The following is a 14,853-nucleotide window of genomic DNA, read 5'->3' as shown; positions in this document are numbered from 1 at the left end:
GCGAAGAGGCCGCCACAGGTAACGTGTCAGGCCGTAGCCAACGCAGAGCTGGGCAAGCCAAAGATCCGGTCGAACGCCCAGTTGTAGGCAAAGGTGTAGCACGGCACCAGCACGATGAACGCCATGTCCACCAGCAACGCCTCCAGCAATGTCATGTCCAGCCACCATGCAATTAGTGGGATCAAATACACCACCAGGGTCAGCTGGAAGCCGATGGCATGCGCTACCCGCCGTGCCACACTGCGCCCGCGCTTGACCTGGCGGCTCTCCCACCGCTCGAACAGGGTGTTGTAGATCAGGTTCCAGAGCATGGCGATGGTGGTGATCATCACCGCCAGAGGCCCGGTATGCGACGCCTGGGTATCCGACAGGTAGGCCAGCCCGAGGGTCGACATGCACAGCCCGATCAGTTCATAGAAAGTCACGTAGACCAATTTGCGTTTGATTCCCTGCACCCGGGATTACCTCCAATGACAAAGCGATGGGGCGCGATCATGCTTCATCGTGCTTGACAGCAAAAGTCAGCAGCTGTCAGATCGACTGACAGGAGGCTGCCATGAACTTTTCCAGCGACAATATCCAACTGTTTCTCGCCGTGCTCGACCGCGGTTCGTTTTCCGCCGCCGCGCGCGCTCTGCAGCGGGTGCCTTCGGCCGTGAGCATGGCCATCGGCAACCTCGAGGCCGAACTGGGCTACAGCCTGTTCGAGCGTGGCCCACGGGAAGTTCGCCCGACTGCCCAGGCCATGGCGCTGGAACCCCATGCCCGGTTGATCGCCGAGCAACTGGGGCTGCTGCAGGTGCATGCCCTGGAGCTGTCCCAAGGGCTGGAGAGCAGCCTGACGCTGGCCGTGGTGCCGGACATCGACCACCGCCCGTTGCTGGCGGCCATCGCACGCCTGGGTGAGCAGCACCCGCTGCTGGACATCGCCCTGCTCAGCGCCCCGCAGGAAGAGGCCGTGCACTTGCTGGACAGCGGCCGCGCCGACCTCTGCGTGGCCTTTGCCGGGCTGCAGGTCGATGCCCGTCGCGGCTTCCAGCACATCGGCATGGAGTCGCTGGTGGCCACCTTGTCCCCCACCCACCCGGCCTTGCGCGAGGGGCGAATCCACTACCTGGAAGACCTGACCCGGGTGCGCCAGATCCTGGTGCGCAGCCGTGACCTGCCGCTGGCCGACCCACGCCCGTTGATAGGCGCCACGCACTGGTCAACCGACAGCTTCGACCTCGCCCTGCAGATGGTGGAGGCCGGCCTGGGCTGGGGCGACCTGCCGTTGTCGCGGGTCGCGCCGCTGCTGGCCAGCGGGCGCCTGGTGCGCCTGGATTTTCGCAACACCCGCAACGAGCTGCAGTTGCCGGTACACATCTTCTGGCGCAAGCAACAACCGCTGCAGCAGGCTGCACGCCTGTTGATCGAGCAGTTGTGTAGCCAGTGACTACCGTCTGTCGAAACGACCGTAAGAAATTTCTGTAAGCACTTCAATCTTTTACCCCTTGAGCCGATATCCCGAACGATAGGTTGCGCAATGCGTCATGAGCGCACTGCGCCCTCCCCTCATTGGCTCAAGGTCTCGAAACATGAACCTGAAATTTCGCCACAAGATCCTGCTCAGCGCCTGCGGCGTCGTGGTCCTGGCATTTGCCCTGTTCACGCTCTACAACGACTACCTGCAACGCAACACCATCCGCCAGAACATCGAAGCTTCGGTGCAGCAGTCCGGCGCGTTGACCGCCAGCAGCGTGCAGAACTGGATGAGCGGGCGCATCCTGGTCCTGGAAAACCTGGCCCAGGACATCGCCCAGCAAGGCGCCGGCGATACCCTGGCCGGGCTGATCGAGCAGCCGTCCTACACGCGTAATTTCCTGTTCACCTACCTGGGCCAGGCCAACGGTGTGTTCACCCAGCGCCCCGATACGCAGATGCCCGACGGTTACGACCCACGTCAGCGCCCGTGGTACGGCGCCGCGGCCAGCGCCGGGCAGACCGTGCTGACCGCCCCGTACCAGGGTGCTGTCGGCGGCCTGATGGTAACCATCGCCACGCCAGTGAAAAGCAAGGGCAATGGCGAGCTGATCGGTGTGGTCGGCGGCGACGTCACCCTCGATACCCTGGTCGAGATCATCAACTCGGTCGATTTCGGCGGCATCGGCCACGCCTTCCTGGCCGACAGCAATGGCCAGGTGATCGTCAGCCCCGACAAAGACCAGGTAATGAAGAACCTCAAGGACATCTACCCCGGCAGCAACCTGCAAGTCGCCGCCGGCATGCAGGATGTCACCCTCAATGGCCAGGACCGCATCATCTCCTTCGCCCCGGTGGCCGGCCTGCCTTCGGCACAGTGGTACATCGGCCTGTCGATCGACAAGGACAAGGCCTACGCCGCGCTCAGCCAGTTCCGCACCTCGGCGATCATCGCCATGCTGATCGCCGTGGCTGCCATCGCCGGCCTGCTCGGCCTGCTGATCCCGGTGCTGATGAGCCCGCTGACCACCATGGGCCGCGCCATGCGCGACATCGCCGAGGGCGAAGGTGACCTTACCCGCCGCCTGACCGTGCAGAACAAGGACGAGTTCGGCGAACTGGCCACTTCGTTCAACCGCTTCGTCGAGCGCATTCATGCCTCGATCAGCGAAGTGTCCTCTGCAACCCGCCTGGTGCACGACCTGTCGGAGAAGGTGGTCAACGCCTCCAATGCGTCGATCATCGGTTCCGAAGAGCAAAGCATGCGCACCAACAGCGTGGCCGCAGCAATCAACGAACTGGGGGCCGCCACCCAGGAAATCGCCCGCAACGCCGCCGATGCCTCGCAGCATGCCAGCGGAGCCAGCGAACAGGCCCACGGTGGCCGTGAAGTGGTCGAAGAAGCGATCAGCGCCATGACCGCCCTGTCGCAGCGCATCAGCGAATCTTGCGCGCAAATCGAAACGCTCAACGCCAGCACTGACGAGATCGGCAAGATTCTCGACGTGATCAAGGGCATCTCGCAGCAGACCAACCTGCTGGCGCTGAACGCCGCCATCGAAGCGGCCCGTGCCGGTGAGGCCGGCCGTGGCTTTGCCGTGGTGGCAGACGAGGTACGCAACCTGGCGCACCGCACACAGGAATCGGCCGAAGAAATCCACCGCATGATCACCAGCCTGCAGGTGGGCTCGCGCGAAGCGGTGCACACCATGAATACCAGTCAGGTTTCCAGCGAACAGACCGTGCAGGTGGCCAACCAGGCAGGCGAACGCCTGGCCAGCGTGACCCAGCGCATTGGCGAGATCGATGGCATGAACCAGTCGGTGGCTACCGCTACCGAAGAGCAGACCGCCGTGGTCGAGAGCCTCAACCTGGACATCACCCAGATCAACGCCCTGAACCAGCAAGGGGTGGAGAACCTCAACGAGACCCTGCGCCATTGCGACCAACTGGCCCAGCAGGCCGGGCGACTGAAGCAGCTGGTAGGCAGCTTCAGGATCTGATGGCCAGGGGGGCGCTCTGCGCCCCAATCGCGACGCAAGGCCGCTCCCACAGGTGCCATGCGATCCTTGTGGGAGCGGCCTTGTGTCGCGATAGGGCTGCGCAGCAGCCCCCTACGCCACCGCCGCTTTAACCACTTTACCCCGCCGCACCCAGGCCAGCAGCACCGCCGCCATCAGCACGAAGCCCAGGTAGCCGAACAGCGGGTACACCTCACCCACCAGGCTGATGAACCCCACCAGGCTGCAGCCGAACGCCACCACTCCGGTCACCACCGAACCCCAGCGAAACTTCGCCGTACCCGCCGGCATCAGCCGCGAGAGGAACGAGAACAACGTACCCACCGCTGTGTTGACGATCATGCCGAAGATGATCAGGCACATCACCAGCCCCAGCAGTGGCGATACTTCGTTGGCGATCGACAGCATCGGCATCGGCAAGTCAGCCACGCTGTCCAGGCGCGACAACAGCCCGGCACTCATCACCAGCATCAGCCCACCCAGTGCTGCACCACCGAGCAGCCCACCCCATACCGCGGTTCTCTCGCCCTTGGCCGAGCCGCCCAGGATGGCCAGGATCGGCGCGCCGGCAACGATGTTGTACGACACGTACAGGAACGCCCCCAGCAGCCAGTGACGGGTGCCCGCCTGTTGCTGGCTGGCCAGCTGGTCGAGCTGGGCGAAGCTCTGCTGCCGGCTGAACACGGCGTACAGCGCAATCGCCGAGGCCACCAGGATCAGTAAGGGTGTGATGGCACCGATGGCAAGGATCACCTTGCGCACGTCCAGGCACACGATACCCACCACCACCAGCGTCACCAGCACGCTGCCGGTCAGCGCCGGGATGCCGAACTGCTGCTCCAGCAAGGCACCACCACCTGCCAGCATGACCACGGTGACGGCAAACATGAAAAAGGTGATCAGCCAGTCGACGAACAGGCCCAGGTGACGGCCGCAGATGGCCTGGATCACATCCTTGTGCGAAGTGGCCTGCAGGCGATTGCCCAGCCCGGCCAGGGCCATACCGAGGAAGGTGAACAGGGCTGCGCTTACCAGTGCACCGACCAGCCCCCACACACCGAAATCGACAAAGAACAGCAACAGTTCCCGGCCCGAAGCGAACCCCGCCCCCACGATCACGCCGACAAACGCGCCGGCTATCTTCAGCTGCTCTTGCATGTGAACCTCTGGATTTATTGTTGTTTTGCTTTTTGGCGGGCAAGTCAGACCGCCGCTCCTACAGGTAATCCACTGTCCTTGAATGCAGCGCTGGCCTGTGGGAGCGGGTTCACCCGCGAAGAAGGTACCGCGCTGCATGGCACCGGCTACGCCGGTGTTCGCGGGTAAACCCGCTCCCACAGGGCCAAGCAATCTTCCTGGTTTTGCGCAAGACAGTTGTTCATGCGCAGATTTCTGCCCGCTCAGGCTTCGCCGACAAACGCCTGCACTTCGATCTCCACATCCACCCCCAGCGCCAATGCCGAGGCCACGGTCGAGCGCACCGGCAGCGCTGCGCCGAAGAACTCCTTGTACACCTCGTTGAAGCCGGCGAAGTGGCTCATGTCCGACAGCCACACCGTGGCCTTGACCACCTGGTCGAAGCGCGCGCCGCAGGCCGCCAGGCTTTCGCCGATGCGTTCGCAGGCGGCGCGGGTCTGGGCCTGGATGTCACCGCGCACCACTTCGCCGCCAGCACTCATCGGCACCTGGCCGGACAGGAACAGGAAGCCGCCGGCTTTCACCGCACGGGAGAACGGGAACGGCAGGCTGCTGGGGAAACGCTGGATATCATTGCTCATGGAATGCTCCTTTCAGGATTGCTGGAAACGGGCCGGGGACAGGCGCTCGGGCACCACCCCCTGGCTGACAAGGCCAGGACACAGCGGCTGGCCCAGCAGCAGGTCGGCGGCCAGGCGCGAGGCGCCCGCCGCCGACTGGATGCCATAGCCACCTTGTGCCGCCAGCCAGAAGAACGCTGGCGCGTGCGCATCGAAACCGATCACCAGGTCGCCATCGGCGACGAACGAGCGCAGCCCGGCCCAGGTGTGGCTTGGCCGGCGGATCACCAGGGTGGTCATGGCTTCGATGTTGTAGATGCCCAAAGCCACGTCGAGCTCCTCGGGCGCGGCGTCCTGGGGTTCGACCGGGTCGGCATTGGCCGGCGAACCCAGCAGCTGGCCGGCATCGGGTTTGAAGTAGAAGCTTTCGTCCACGCCGATTACCGCCGGCCAGTGGGCGAAGTCCTGGTCTGACGGGCCGGGGAAAGTGAAGGCACTGCGCCGGCAGGGTTGCAGGCCGATACGCGCCACCCCGCACTGCTCGGCCACACGGTCGGCCCAGGCGCCAGCGGCATTGACCAACTGGCGTGCCTGCACGCGGCTACCATCGCCCAATTCCACCTGCCACAGGTCATCCAGGTACCACGCCTGGATCAGCTCGGCGTTGCAGCGCAGTTCGCCGCCAGCGGCGCGGTATCCACGCAAGAAGCCCTGGTGCAGGGCATGCACGTCCAGGTCCATGGCACCCGCTTCGAGCACCGCGCCGGCCAGGTTCTCGCCACGCAGGCTCGGCACCAAGGCCAGGGCGGCGTCGCGGTCGAGCAGGCTGACCTCGGTGCCATTGGCCAGGTTCTGCGCATGGGTCTGCTCGAGCAGCGCCCGCTGTTCCAGGCTGGCGACGTACAGGCAGCCGCGCGGTTCCAGCAGCGGGTGCTCGCAGAACCCTTGCGGTGGTGCTTCGTAGAAGGCCCGGCTGGCGCGGGTAAGCGCCTGGATCTGCGGGGTGCCGTAGGCCTCCATGAACATGGCTGCCGAACGCCCGGTGGAATGGTAGCCAGGCTGCGCCTCGCGCTCGAGCAGCAGCACCTTCTGCCGGCCGGCCAGGCGATAACCCAGGGATGCACCGGCAATGCCGGCGCCGATGATCAGGGTGTCGTAGATCGGGGTCATGCACGCTCCTGCCAGCAAATTATCATTTATGAGAATTCTAATATATGAGAATTTACGAATACGCAAGGGTCCAAGGTAAGATGCCCGACCAACGCCGCATACCGAGACCCCGAATGCCCGCTGCCCTACCCCTGCTGGACCGTGCCGTAGTCGGCCAGCGCCTGCGCCAGGTGCGCAAGGCGCGCCAGATGACCCTCAAGCAATTGTCCGAAGCCAGTGGCGTACCGCTGTCCACCCTGTCGAAGATGGAGCTGGCGCAGGTGTCGGTCAGCTATGAAAAACTCGCCGCCGCCGCCCGGGCGCTGAATGTCGATATTGCCCAGTTATTGCGCGCCAGCGGCACGGTCACGGCGCCAGTGCCGGTGACGGTGGTGGTCGATTCGCTGCCAGCGGCGGCGGGTTACTCGACCGGCACCTATGACTATCACCCGCTCGCCGGCGACTTCCCCGAAAGGCGCATGACACCCGCCTATGCCCGCATCATTGCCCGTGAACGCGGCCAGTTCGACGATTTTATCCGCCACCCCGGGCAAGAGTTCGCGTTGGTGCTCAGCGGTCGCGTTCGTATCGAGTTCGAAACCGGCGAAGCAGTGAGCATCGGGCCGCAGGAGACGGCGTATTTCGACAGCCAGGTGGGGCATATCTACCTGTCGGAAAGTGACGATGGCGCAGATGCGCATGTGATGGTGGTGATGACTGATCGTTGACAGGCTTTCATGAGAGCAACTGCCTAGCTGAAAATCTGAAAACTGGCGAGATCCCCTGTGGGAGCGGGTTTACCCGCGAACACGGGCGAAGCCCGTGCCATCCACCGCAGCGCCTGCTTCGCGGGTAAACCCGCTCCCACAGGGAACCTCTGCAACCCCTGACCCGGTTATAACCTAATAACGAACAAGTCTATTTGGCTATAAAAAAATCTATATGCTGGCTGCATCCGATAACGGGCAAAGTTGGGCAGTCGAGTAGCGTATGGATGTAGGTTCTTTCGGTTTCACCATTGCGGGCCTGGTCGTGGGCTTTATCGTCGGCATGACCGGCGTCGGTGGCGGCTCGCTGATGACCCCGATCCTGTTGTGGTTTGGTATCAGCCCGGCAACGGCCGTCGGCACCGACCTGCTCTATGCCGCCATCACCAAGGCCAGTGGCGTCTGGGTGCATGCGCGCAACAAGAACGTCGACTGGAAGATCACCGGCCTGCTCAGCCTGGGCAGCGTGCCCGCGGCGGCGCTGACCCTGTGGTTCCTCAGCACCCTGCACACCGACACCTCGGCGCTGAACGCCATCATCAAGCAAGGCCTGGCGGTGGTTCTGATCCTGACCGCGCTGGCCATCCTGTTCAAATCGCGCCTGCAGGCCTTCGCCAGCCGCCATGCCGGTGACCACTACCACCTCAGCGACCGCAGCCTGAACACCCTTACCGTGCTCACCGGCGTGGTGCTGGGGGTGATGGTCACCCTCACCTCCATCGGCGCCGGCGCACTGGGTACCGTGGCGTTGTTCCTGCTGTACCCGTTCCTGGTCACCCGCCGCCTGGTCGGTACCGAAATCGCCCACGCCGTGCCACTTACCCTGGTGGCGGGCCTGGGCCATGCCGGCATGGGCAACATGGACTGGTCGCTGCTGGGCTACCTGCTGCTGGGCTCGCTGCCAGGCATCTACCTGGGCAGCCACCTCACCGGGCGGATTTCCGACCGCGTGCTGCGTCCTTGCCTGGCGGCGATGCTGCTGCTGATCGGCTACAAGCTGGCGTTCTGACCTTCAGCCAAGGCGCAGGCGCCACTGCCCGGTAAAGCTCAGCTCCAGGCGCGACAGCGGCAACACGTCGACCCGCTGACTGGCGCTCATCGGGCAGCCAAGTACGTGCACCAGCGCGGCGCGCACGACCATCGGGTGGGTAATCGCCACCCATTCACCCGGCCTGTCGAAGGCTGCCAGCCAGGCGGCGATGCGCTGGCAAAGCACGGCGAACGACTCGCCGCCGTGCACATCACTGGCCGGGGCCTGCAGCCATTCGGCCATCGCCTGCGGTTGCTCGGCCTGCAATTGCTTCAGCGTCAGCCCTTGCCAACGCCCCAGGTCGCAATCGGCCAAGGCCGGCTCGACCTGCACCGGCCCCGAAAACCACGCCGCCGTCTCGCAGGCTCGCCGCTCTGGTGCAGTCAGCACCCGCACACCGAAAAGGTCGGCGAAAGGCTGCTGGCCCAACGGCAGGATGCCATCGTCGGCACGGTGCAGGCGCCCGCTCTTCTGGGCCTGGGTAAGGGCGTGGCAGATCAGGGTCAGGCGGACGGCTTTCACCGGGTTTCTCTCGCGGCGGGTTGGGGCGCATGGTTTAACATGCCTTGGCACTTTTTGCCGCAACAACATGGCACCGGCTGCGCCGGTGTTCGCGGGCACGCCCGCTCCCACAGGGATAGCGCATGGTTTGAGGTCGATGCGCTCGAATGGGCCGCACAGCGGCCCGTTGGATCAGAAGTTGATGTTCAGCGCAGCGAACACCGCCCTGCCCGGCTGGTTATAGGTATTGGCGCCCGAAGTACTGGCATTGCCACCACGCAGGATCTGTTTGTCGAACACGTTGTTCACCCCCACCCGTACGTCGTAGTTGGCGTTGAACTTGTACCCGGCGCTCACATCCATCAGGCCGTAGGCTTCCACGTCCTGTTGCGCGGCCTTGTCGTAGTCTTGCTGGGTGCGGTCATTGAAGGTCGGCGACTTCTGCTTGCCGAAGTAGGTCGCTGCCACCTGGAATGACAGCTTGTCGGTGGCGCGCCAGTCGAGGGTGGTGTTGACGGTGTATTCCGGTATCACCGACAGCGGTTCGCCGGTCTCGCGATTGTCGTTGTCGAGCATCCAGGTCAGGTTGGTGTTCCAGTCCAGGGCCGGGGTCAACTCGATGAACAGGTTGCCTTCGATACCTTCCACCCGCGCCTTGCCGGCGTTGTCCCACTGGGTCACGCGGCTGCCGGTGCCGATGGCGTACAGCACATCGGTATCACCGACGATCTTGTTCTTGTAGTCGTTGCGAAAGTACGTGGCACTGGTGCGCCAGGTGCCACGGTCGTACAGCAGGCCGATTTCCTTGTTGACGCTGATCTCGGGCTTGAGGTCGGCGTTGCCCTGCAGGTAGCAGCCACCGTTGTTGGTCTGCTGCACGCTGCAACCATTGCCGCGGCTGTACAGCAGGTAGTTGGGGTTGGACTGGTACAGGTTCGGGACCTTGTAGGCGCGCGCGATGCCGCCTTTGACCGACAGTGCTTCGGTCAGCTGGTGCGACAGGTTCAGGCTGGGGCTGAAATTGTCGCCGAAGGTTTCGTGGTGGTCGAAACGCAGGCCCGGGGTAATGGTGGTATCGCCGACAATGATGTTGTCCTCGACGAACAGTGCATAGCTGCGAGCGGTCATCTTCGAACTGCTACGGTCGAAACCGACAAGCCCGTCATTACCCGTGGGGTCCGAACTTTGCGGGCGCAGCGAGCCCTGGTCATTGAGCGTTTCGTACAGGTACTCGCCGCCCAGGGTCAGTACATGCTCGGTACTGCCCATGGCGAATGGCAGGTTCACTTCGCTGCTCAGGCGTGTGTTGCGCAGGCGCGACATGGCGGCGCCTTCGGCATTGGGGGCGCCTTCGGTGCGGCCTGCCAGGCCTTCGTTGAGGCGCCAGTTGCGCACGTATTCGTAGGCCAGCACGGTCTTGCTGGTCCCCCAGGTGAAATCGCCCAGGTGGGTCAGGTCGTAGGTACTGCGCTGCATCACATTGGTTTCGTGGCCGTACAGGCTGGACACGAATTCGACGTCACCACCGCCGTTGCTGTTCATGGTGTCGCCGGCAAAGATATTGCCCTGGCGGCTATAGCCGGCACTGGCCTCGAGGCGGTGCTCGTCGTTCAGCTTCCAGCTCAGCAAGCCATTGATGTCCTTGTTGCGCACGCCTTCGCGGCCCGCCACCAGCGCACTGGTGGCATGCCCTGCGTTGATGTCCAGGTCGTCGGCATCGGTCTTGGCCAGGCCGCCGTACAGGCGCAAGCCGAGGTTGTCGGTCAGGCCGCCGCCGAGGTTGAAGTTGGCCCGGCGGCTGGCGCCCTCGGCGCTGTCTTCCGGCAGCTGGGTATACAGGCTGACGCTGCCCTTGAGTTCGTCGGTGGGCCGCTTGGTGATGATGTTGACCACCCCGCCCATGGCGCCAGAACCGTAACGTGCGGCCGCCGGGCCACGCAGGATCTCGATGCGCTCGACCGCTTCGGCCGGTACCCAGTTGGTTTCACCGCGGGTATCGCGGTCGCCGTTCCAGCCATAGCGCACGGCGTTGCGTGCGCTGGATGGCTTGCCGTCGATGAGGATCAGGGTATTTTCCGGGCCCATGCCGCGCAGGTCGATCTGCCGGTTGTTGCCACGTGCGCCGCTGGCGCTGTTGCCGGTCAGGTTGACCCCGGGCTCGCGGCGGATGATGTCGGACAGGTCATTGGCCGGCGGATGGCGCTTGATGTCTTCGGCGGTGATGATCGACGTACCCAGGGCCTGGCGTGCCTCGCGCTCGGCGGTAACCAGGGTGTCCTGGATCACCAATGCGTTGTCGGCGACCGGCATCTCCAGCACCTCACCCGTGCGCTGCTCTTCGGCCTGGGCCACGGTGGCCACCATGGCCGGTGACGCCAGCGCGACGAACGCCAGGGCCAGGCTGTTGGGTGAAGTCTTGCACTGCATGGGTACATCTCCTGCGATTCATGAGCGAAACGGCACATCCCTGTCGGAAACCGGGAGCCCTCGCCCACCGGCCTCGCAAACACAGTTTGGTGGCCAACAGGGATGGTAAATATAGAGATTCGCAAATGAGTTTAAATCTTATTTACGAAGTTTACATATTTGTAACGGAACTTTGCTGACACGATGGAGCTGCCGATGCTGCGGTGCAGTCCGGCTACCAGCGCTTTCATACAGCTGCCGATTTGCATCCTGCGTGAGGGCTCCTAAAGTTTCGATCGTAGCCCCTCTGCCGAGCCTCCTGATGCGCAGCCATGAAGAAAGCCACGCCACGAACGCCACCAGGTCCCTGTCGAAGATCCCTCGCAGTGTCTGGGCGCTGGGCTTCGTATCGATGTTCATGGACATTTCCTCGGAAATGATTCACGCCCTGCTGCCGCTGTACATGGTCACCGTGCTTGGCACCTCGGTAGTGGCGGTGGGCTTTATCGAAGGCATCGCCGAGGCGACCGCCTCGATCACCAAGGTGTTTTCCGGCGCCCTCAGCGACCGGCTGGGCAAACGCAAGCTGCTCACGGTGCTTGGCTACGGCCTGGGGGCGTTGACCAAGCCGGTGTTCCCCATGGCCTCCGGGCTGGAGTGGCTGACCGTGGCACGCTTCGTCGACCGGGTCGGCAAAGGCATTCGTGGGGCGCCGCGCGACGCGCTGGTGGCCGACGTTACGCCTGCTGAACTGCGTGGTGCAGCCTTCGGCCTGCGCCAGGCGCTGGATACCGTGGGCGCCTTCCTGGGGCCGTTGCTGGCGATCGTGCTGATGTGGCTTACGGCGAGCCATTTTCAGACGGTTTTCTGGGTGGCGGTGATCCCGGCGTTCGTAGCGGTATACATCCTCATCGCCTTCGTGCGCGAACCTGAAACGCCAGCCAGCACCCGGCCAGTGCGCTCACCGTTGGCGCTGCATGAGCTGGCCCGCCTGGGCCCGGCCTACTGGCGGTTGATCGGCCTGGCCACGCTGTTTACCCTCGCCCGCTTCAGCGAGGCGTTTCTGCTGCTGCGCGCCCAGGACATGGGCCTGGCGCCGCTGTGGGCGCCGGCGGTGCTGGTGCTCATGGCCTTGGCCTATTCGCTGTCGGCCTACCCCGCCGGGGTACTGTCGGACCGCGTAGGCCGCCGCGGCGTGCTGATGACCGGGCTGGGGCTGCTGGTTACCGCCGACCTGCTGCTGGCCCTGCTCCCGGGCTGGAGCGGCCTGGCCTTGGGGGTGGCGGCCTGGGGGCTGCACCTGGGCTTCAGCCAGGGCGTGTTTGCCGCCATGATTGCCGACAGCGCCCCCGCCGACCTGCGCGGTACAGCCTTCGGCCTGTTCAACCTGCTGACCGGGGTGGCGCTGCTGGCGGCCAGCGTGGTCGCCGGGCTGCTGTGGGACGGGGTCGGCTTCAAGGCGACATTCCTGCTTGGCGCAGCGTGCGCCGGCAGCACTTTGGTCGGGGTCGCATTGCTCAGGCCAGGGCCGATCACCGGCAAGCCGAACTAGGCCAGCACTGGCTGCTGCTCCAGTAGCGACCAGCCACCATGCCCATCCACCTCCAGCCGATGGGTATGGAAACCTGCCAGCGTGCTGCGGTGCCCGACACTGACCAGCAACGCCGCCGGCATTTCCGTGCGCAACAGCGAATACAGGGCATGCTCGAGCCCTTCGTCCATGGCCGAGGTGGACTCGTCGAGGAACACCACCTGTGGCCGGTTGAACAGCACCCGGGCAAATGCCAGGCGCTGCTGCTCGCCGACCGAGAGAATGTGTGACCAGTCACAGCTGACGTCCAATCGCTCGGCCAGGTGGGCCAGGTTGACCTGGCACAAGGCCTGTTGCATCCGCGACTCATCCTCAGGCTTGCCGGCCGCTGGGTAGGCGATAACGGCGCGCAGGTCACCCAGCGGCAGGTAGGGCCGCTGCGACAGGAACAGCGCCTGGTGGCCCAGCGGCCGCCTGACCTCACCCTCGGCGTACGGCCAGAGGCCCGCCAGCGCACGCAACAGCGTGGTTTTGCCGCTGCCCGACGGCCCCTTGATCAACAGCGCCTGGCCGGCATGCAGGTCAAGGTCCAGGTTGGCGATAAGGGCATGCCCGTCCGGGCGCAGCACCTGCAGACGGCTTATCGCCAAGGCATGCTCCTGGTCCTCGGTGATGACGCGCGGCAAAGCACTCGCCTGCTCGTTGGCATCGAGGAAGCCGGTCAGACGGTCGAGGGTAGCCCGGTACTGGGCAAACGCATCATATGACTCGCGGAAGAACGACAGCGAATCCTGCACCTGGCCAAAGGCCTGGGAGGTCTGCATGACATCACCCAGCTTGATCGCCCCGCTGAAGAAGCGCGGTGCCTGGAGAATGAACGGGAACACTACCGCTACCTGGCTCACGCCCAGGTTGAAACCACTGAATTTCAGGTTCCGGAACACCAGCGCCCAGGCATTGACGATCAAGGCACCAAAGCGGCCCAGCAAGGTTCCCCGCTCGACCTGCGCGCCCTGGTAGAAAGCGATGTTCTCGGCGTTCTCGCGCAGGCGCATCAGCGCGTAACGGAAGTTGGCAGTGAGCTTTTCGTTGAGGAAGTTCAGGCGGATCAGCGGTCGCCCGAGACGGAAGGCGATCCAGGTGGCGACGATGACATACAGGTACACGGCAAACACCATCGCCCGGGGAATTTCCACACCGGCAACAGCCAGCGGCGCCGACAGCCCCCAGAGGATGCCGGTAAATGCCACCAGCGAAACCAGCGCACTGACCGCGCCCAAGGCAAGGGTCACCGAATTGCTGACAAAGGCGTTGACGTCCAGTTCGATACGTTGGTCGGGGTTGTCTACGGGCTGGGCGAGGAACTGGCCACGGTAGTAGGCATCGCCGTGCATCCAGTCCTCGGTCAGGCGCTCGGTCAGCCAGACCCGCCACTGGATGCTGAACGCCTGGCTTACATAGAAGGTGAATAGCGAACGCAGCACATGGATTGTGGCCAACACCGCGAAAACGCCGAGCAGGTACCAGAAGGCAGTTTGGTCAAGGCCCTGCAAGGCGCTATAGAAGCCGTTGTACCAGAACGAGAACAGCACGTTCAGGCGCACGGAGAATAGCGTCAGTACCAGCAGCAGGGCGAACACCAGCAACGGCCGCCAACTGCGCCTGAAACTGAAATAGGGCCCGGCAAGCTGCCAGAACTGGCTGCCCCAACGCGTATAACGTACGGCCAGTGCGGCGGCTGCCGTGAAGCAGACAAGGGTGATGAACGAGGCGATTGCCAGCCAGCTCAGGCTCTCTTGCAGCGCCTGGTGCCAGTTCATTTCCATGATGGGTATCCGTGCTGAGTATTTCCGCGAGCGTAGCATCGACCTGTGATTCGTCAGGCATAAATGACGCACATTTCATGATTGCTTTTGAGAGCTACGCGGGCCCCTGTGGAAGCGGCTTTAGCCGCGAAGCAGGCAGCGCGGTGGATGGCACCGGCTTTGCCGGTGTTCGCGGGTGAACCCGCTCCCACAGAGAAGGGTTGTGCCGGCCCGGGACTTCCGGGCCAGAAAGACAAAACCCCTACCTGCATGAGCAGATAGGGGTTTTGCGAAATGAATCTTGACGATGACCTACTCTCACATGGGGAAACCCCACACTACCATCGGCGATGCATCGTTTCACTGCTGAGTTCGGGATGGGATCAGGTGGTTCCAATGCTCTATGGTCGTCAAGAAATTCTGTT

At 63.9% G+C, this 14,853-nt stretch carries 12 protein-coding genes, 1 rRNA gene and 1 pseudogene; 6 read left to right on the top strand and 8 right to left on the bottom strand.

Features of this window, described 5'->3' with window-relative positions; translation table 11 throughout:
• Positions 1-26: 26 nt before the first annotated feature.
• On the bottom strand, positions 27-455 hold the full coding sequence (locus tag RIN61_RS20660) for a PACE efflux transporter (protein WP_112252297.1): 429 nt from the start codon (positions 453-455) through the stop codon (positions 27-29).
• A 101-nt stretch (positions 456-556) separates the two neighbouring features.
• On the opposite strand from RIN61_RS20660, the gene RIN61_RS20655 reads away from it, so the two are divergent.
• The 3 genes and pseudogenes from RIN61_RS20655 (at position 557) to RIN61_RS26850 (ending at position 3,464) form a co-directional block, all read left to right on the top strand.
• A complete protein-coding gene (locus RIN61_RS20655; protein ID WP_313853771.1) occupies positions 557-1,435 on the top strand; it encodes a LysR family transcriptional regulator in 879 nt (292 codons plus the stop codon).
• Positions 1,436-1,532: 97 nt separating this feature from the next.
• A pseudogene (gene mcpA, locus RIN61_RS26855) lies at positions 1,533-2,609 on the top strand (methyl-accepting chemotaxis protein McpA); the annotation flags it as partial.
• A gap of 114 nt (positions 2,610-2,723) precedes the next feature.
• Entirely contained in the window at positions 2,724-3,464 is a 741-nt protein-coding gene (locus RIN61_RS26850; protein ID WP_370290711.1) for a methyl-accepting chemotaxis protein, read from the top strand.
• 111 nt (positions 3,465-3,575) lie between these two features.
• Here RIN61_RS26850 and RIN61_RS20645 read toward each other — a convergent pair whose 3' ends face one another.
• From RIN61_RS20645 to RIN61_RS20635, 3 genes are all read right to left on the bottom strand, one after another.
• Positions 3,576-4,640 carry a YkvI family membrane protein gene (locus RIN61_RS20645; protein WP_112252294.1) on the bottom strand — a complete coding sequence of 355 codons (1,065 nt, stop codon included), beginning with the start codon at positions 4,638-4,640 and terminating at the stop codon, positions 3,576-3,578.
• Positions 4,641-4,882: 242 nt separating this feature from the next.
• Complete coding sequence (locus RIN61_RS20640; RefSeq protein WP_252379428.1) at positions 4,883-5,260, bottom strand: RidA family protein; 378 nt, start codon at positions 5,258-5,260, stop codon at positions 4,883-4,885.
• Between the two features lie 12 nt (positions 5,261-5,272).
• The gene (locus tag RIN61_RS20635; RefSeq protein WP_215521226.1) at positions 5,273-6,409 is read right to left on the bottom strand and encodes an NAD(P)/FAD-dependent oxidoreductase; all 1,137 of its coding nucleotides are present in this window, start codon (positions 6,407-6,409) and stop codon (positions 5,273-5,275) included.
• A gap of 113 nt (positions 6,410-6,522) precedes the next feature.
• On the opposite strand from RIN61_RS20635, the gene RIN61_RS20630 reads away from it, so the two are divergent.
• Positions 6,523-7,116, top strand: coding sequence for a helix-turn-helix domain-containing protein (locus RIN61_RS20630; protein ID WP_112252292.1), 594 nt, complete (start codon positions 6,523-6,525; stop codon positions 7,114-7,116).
• A gap of 262 nt (positions 7,117-7,378) precedes the next feature.
• Positions 7,379-8,164, top strand: coding sequence for a sulfite exporter TauE/SafE family protein (locus RIN61_RS20625; RefSeq protein WP_112252290.1), 786 nt, complete (start codon positions 7,379-7,381; stop codon positions 8,162-8,164).
• 3 nt (positions 8,165-8,167) lie between these two features.
• On the opposite strand, the gene RIN61_RS20620 is transcribed toward RIN61_RS20625, so the two are convergent.
• Entirely contained in the window at positions 8,168-8,707 is a 540-nt protein-coding gene (locus RIN61_RS20620) for a histidine phosphatase family protein (protein WP_207877564.1), read from the bottom strand.
• 171 nt (positions 8,708-8,878) lie between these two features.
• Positions 8,879-11,113, bottom strand: coding sequence for a TonB-dependent siderophore receptor (locus tag RIN61_RS20615; RefSeq protein WP_313853765.1), 2,235 nt, complete (start codon positions 11,111-11,113; stop codon positions 8,879-8,881).
• A 301-nt stretch (positions 11,114-11,414) separates the two neighbouring features.
• On the opposite strand from RIN61_RS20615, the gene RIN61_RS20610 reads away from it, so the two are divergent.
• On the top strand, positions 11,415-12,644 hold the full coding sequence (locus tag RIN61_RS20610; protein WP_112252287.1) for an MFS transporter: 1,230 nt from the start codon (positions 11,415-11,417) through the stop codon (positions 12,642-12,644).
• Here RIN61_RS20610 and RIN61_RS20605 read toward each other — a convergent pair.
• Both RIN61_RS20605 and rrf read right to left on the bottom strand, forming a co-directional pair.
• Positions 12,641-14,449, bottom strand: a complete 1,809-nt coding sequence (locus tag RIN61_RS20605) for an ABC transporter ATP-binding protein/permease (RefSeq protein WP_313853762.1) — start codon at positions 14,447-14,449, stop codon at positions 12,641-12,643. The two genes, RIN61_RS20610 and RIN61_RS20605, sit on opposite strands and share 4 nt — an antisense overlap.
• 278 nt (positions 14,450-14,727) lie before the next feature.
• A 5S ribosomal RNA gene (gene rrf / locus RIN61_RS20600) occupies positions 14,728-14,843 on the bottom strand.
• Positions 14,844-14,853: the final 10 nt, after the last annotated feature.

The organism is Pseudomonas inefficax (assembly GCF_032164165.1).
Classification (GTDB): domain Bacteria; phylum Pseudomonadota; class Gammaproteobacteria; order Pseudomonadales; family Pseudomonadaceae; genus Aquipseudomonas; species Aquipseudomonas inefficax.
This window is presented reverse-complemented; position numbering and strand designations above follow the sequence as displayed.

Excerpts from the sequence above, each read along its gene's own strand:
- RIN61_RS20635 (WP_215521226.1), bottom strand. The coding sequence starts at position 6,409 with ATGACCCCGATCTACGACACCCTGATCATCGGCGCCGGCATTGCCGGT.
- RIN61_RS20655 (WP_313853771.1), top strand. The coding sequence starts at position 557 with ATGAACTTTTCCAGCGACAATATCCAACTGTTTCTCGCCGTGCTCGAC.
- RIN61_RS20615 (WP_313853765.1), bottom strand. The coding sequence starts at position 11,113 with ATGCAGTGCAAGACTTCACCCAACAGCCTGGCCCTGGCGTTCGTCGCG.
- RIN61_RS20625 (WP_112252290.1), top strand. The coding sequence starts at position 7,379 with ATGGATGTAGGTTCTTTCGGTTTCACCATTGCGGGCCTGGTCGTGGGC.
- RIN61_RS20640 (WP_252379428.1), bottom strand. The coding sequence starts at position 5,260 with ATGAGCAATGATATCCAGCGTTTCCCCAGCAGCCTGCCGTTCCCGTTC.
- RIN61_RS26850 (WP_370290711.1), top strand. The coding sequence starts at position 2,724 with ATGCGCACCAACAGCGTGGCCGCAGCAATCAACGAACTGGGGGCCGCC.
- RIN61_RS20645 (WP_112252294.1), bottom strand. The coding sequence starts at position 4,640 with ATGCAAGAGCAGCTGAAGATAGCCGGCGCGTTTGTCGGCGTGATCGTG.
- RIN61_RS20605 (WP_313853762.1), bottom strand. The coding sequence starts at position 14,449 with ATGGAAATGAACTGGCACCAGGCGCTGCAAGAGAGCCTGAGCTGGCTG.
- RIN61_RS20630 (WP_112252292.1), top strand. The coding sequence starts at position 6,523 with ATGCCCGCTGCCCTACCCCTGCTGGACCGTGCCGTAGTCGGCCAGCGC.
- RIN61_RS20610 (WP_112252287.1), top strand. The coding sequence starts at position 11,415 with ATGCGCAGCCATGAAGAAAGCCACGCCACGAACGCCACCAGGTCCCTG.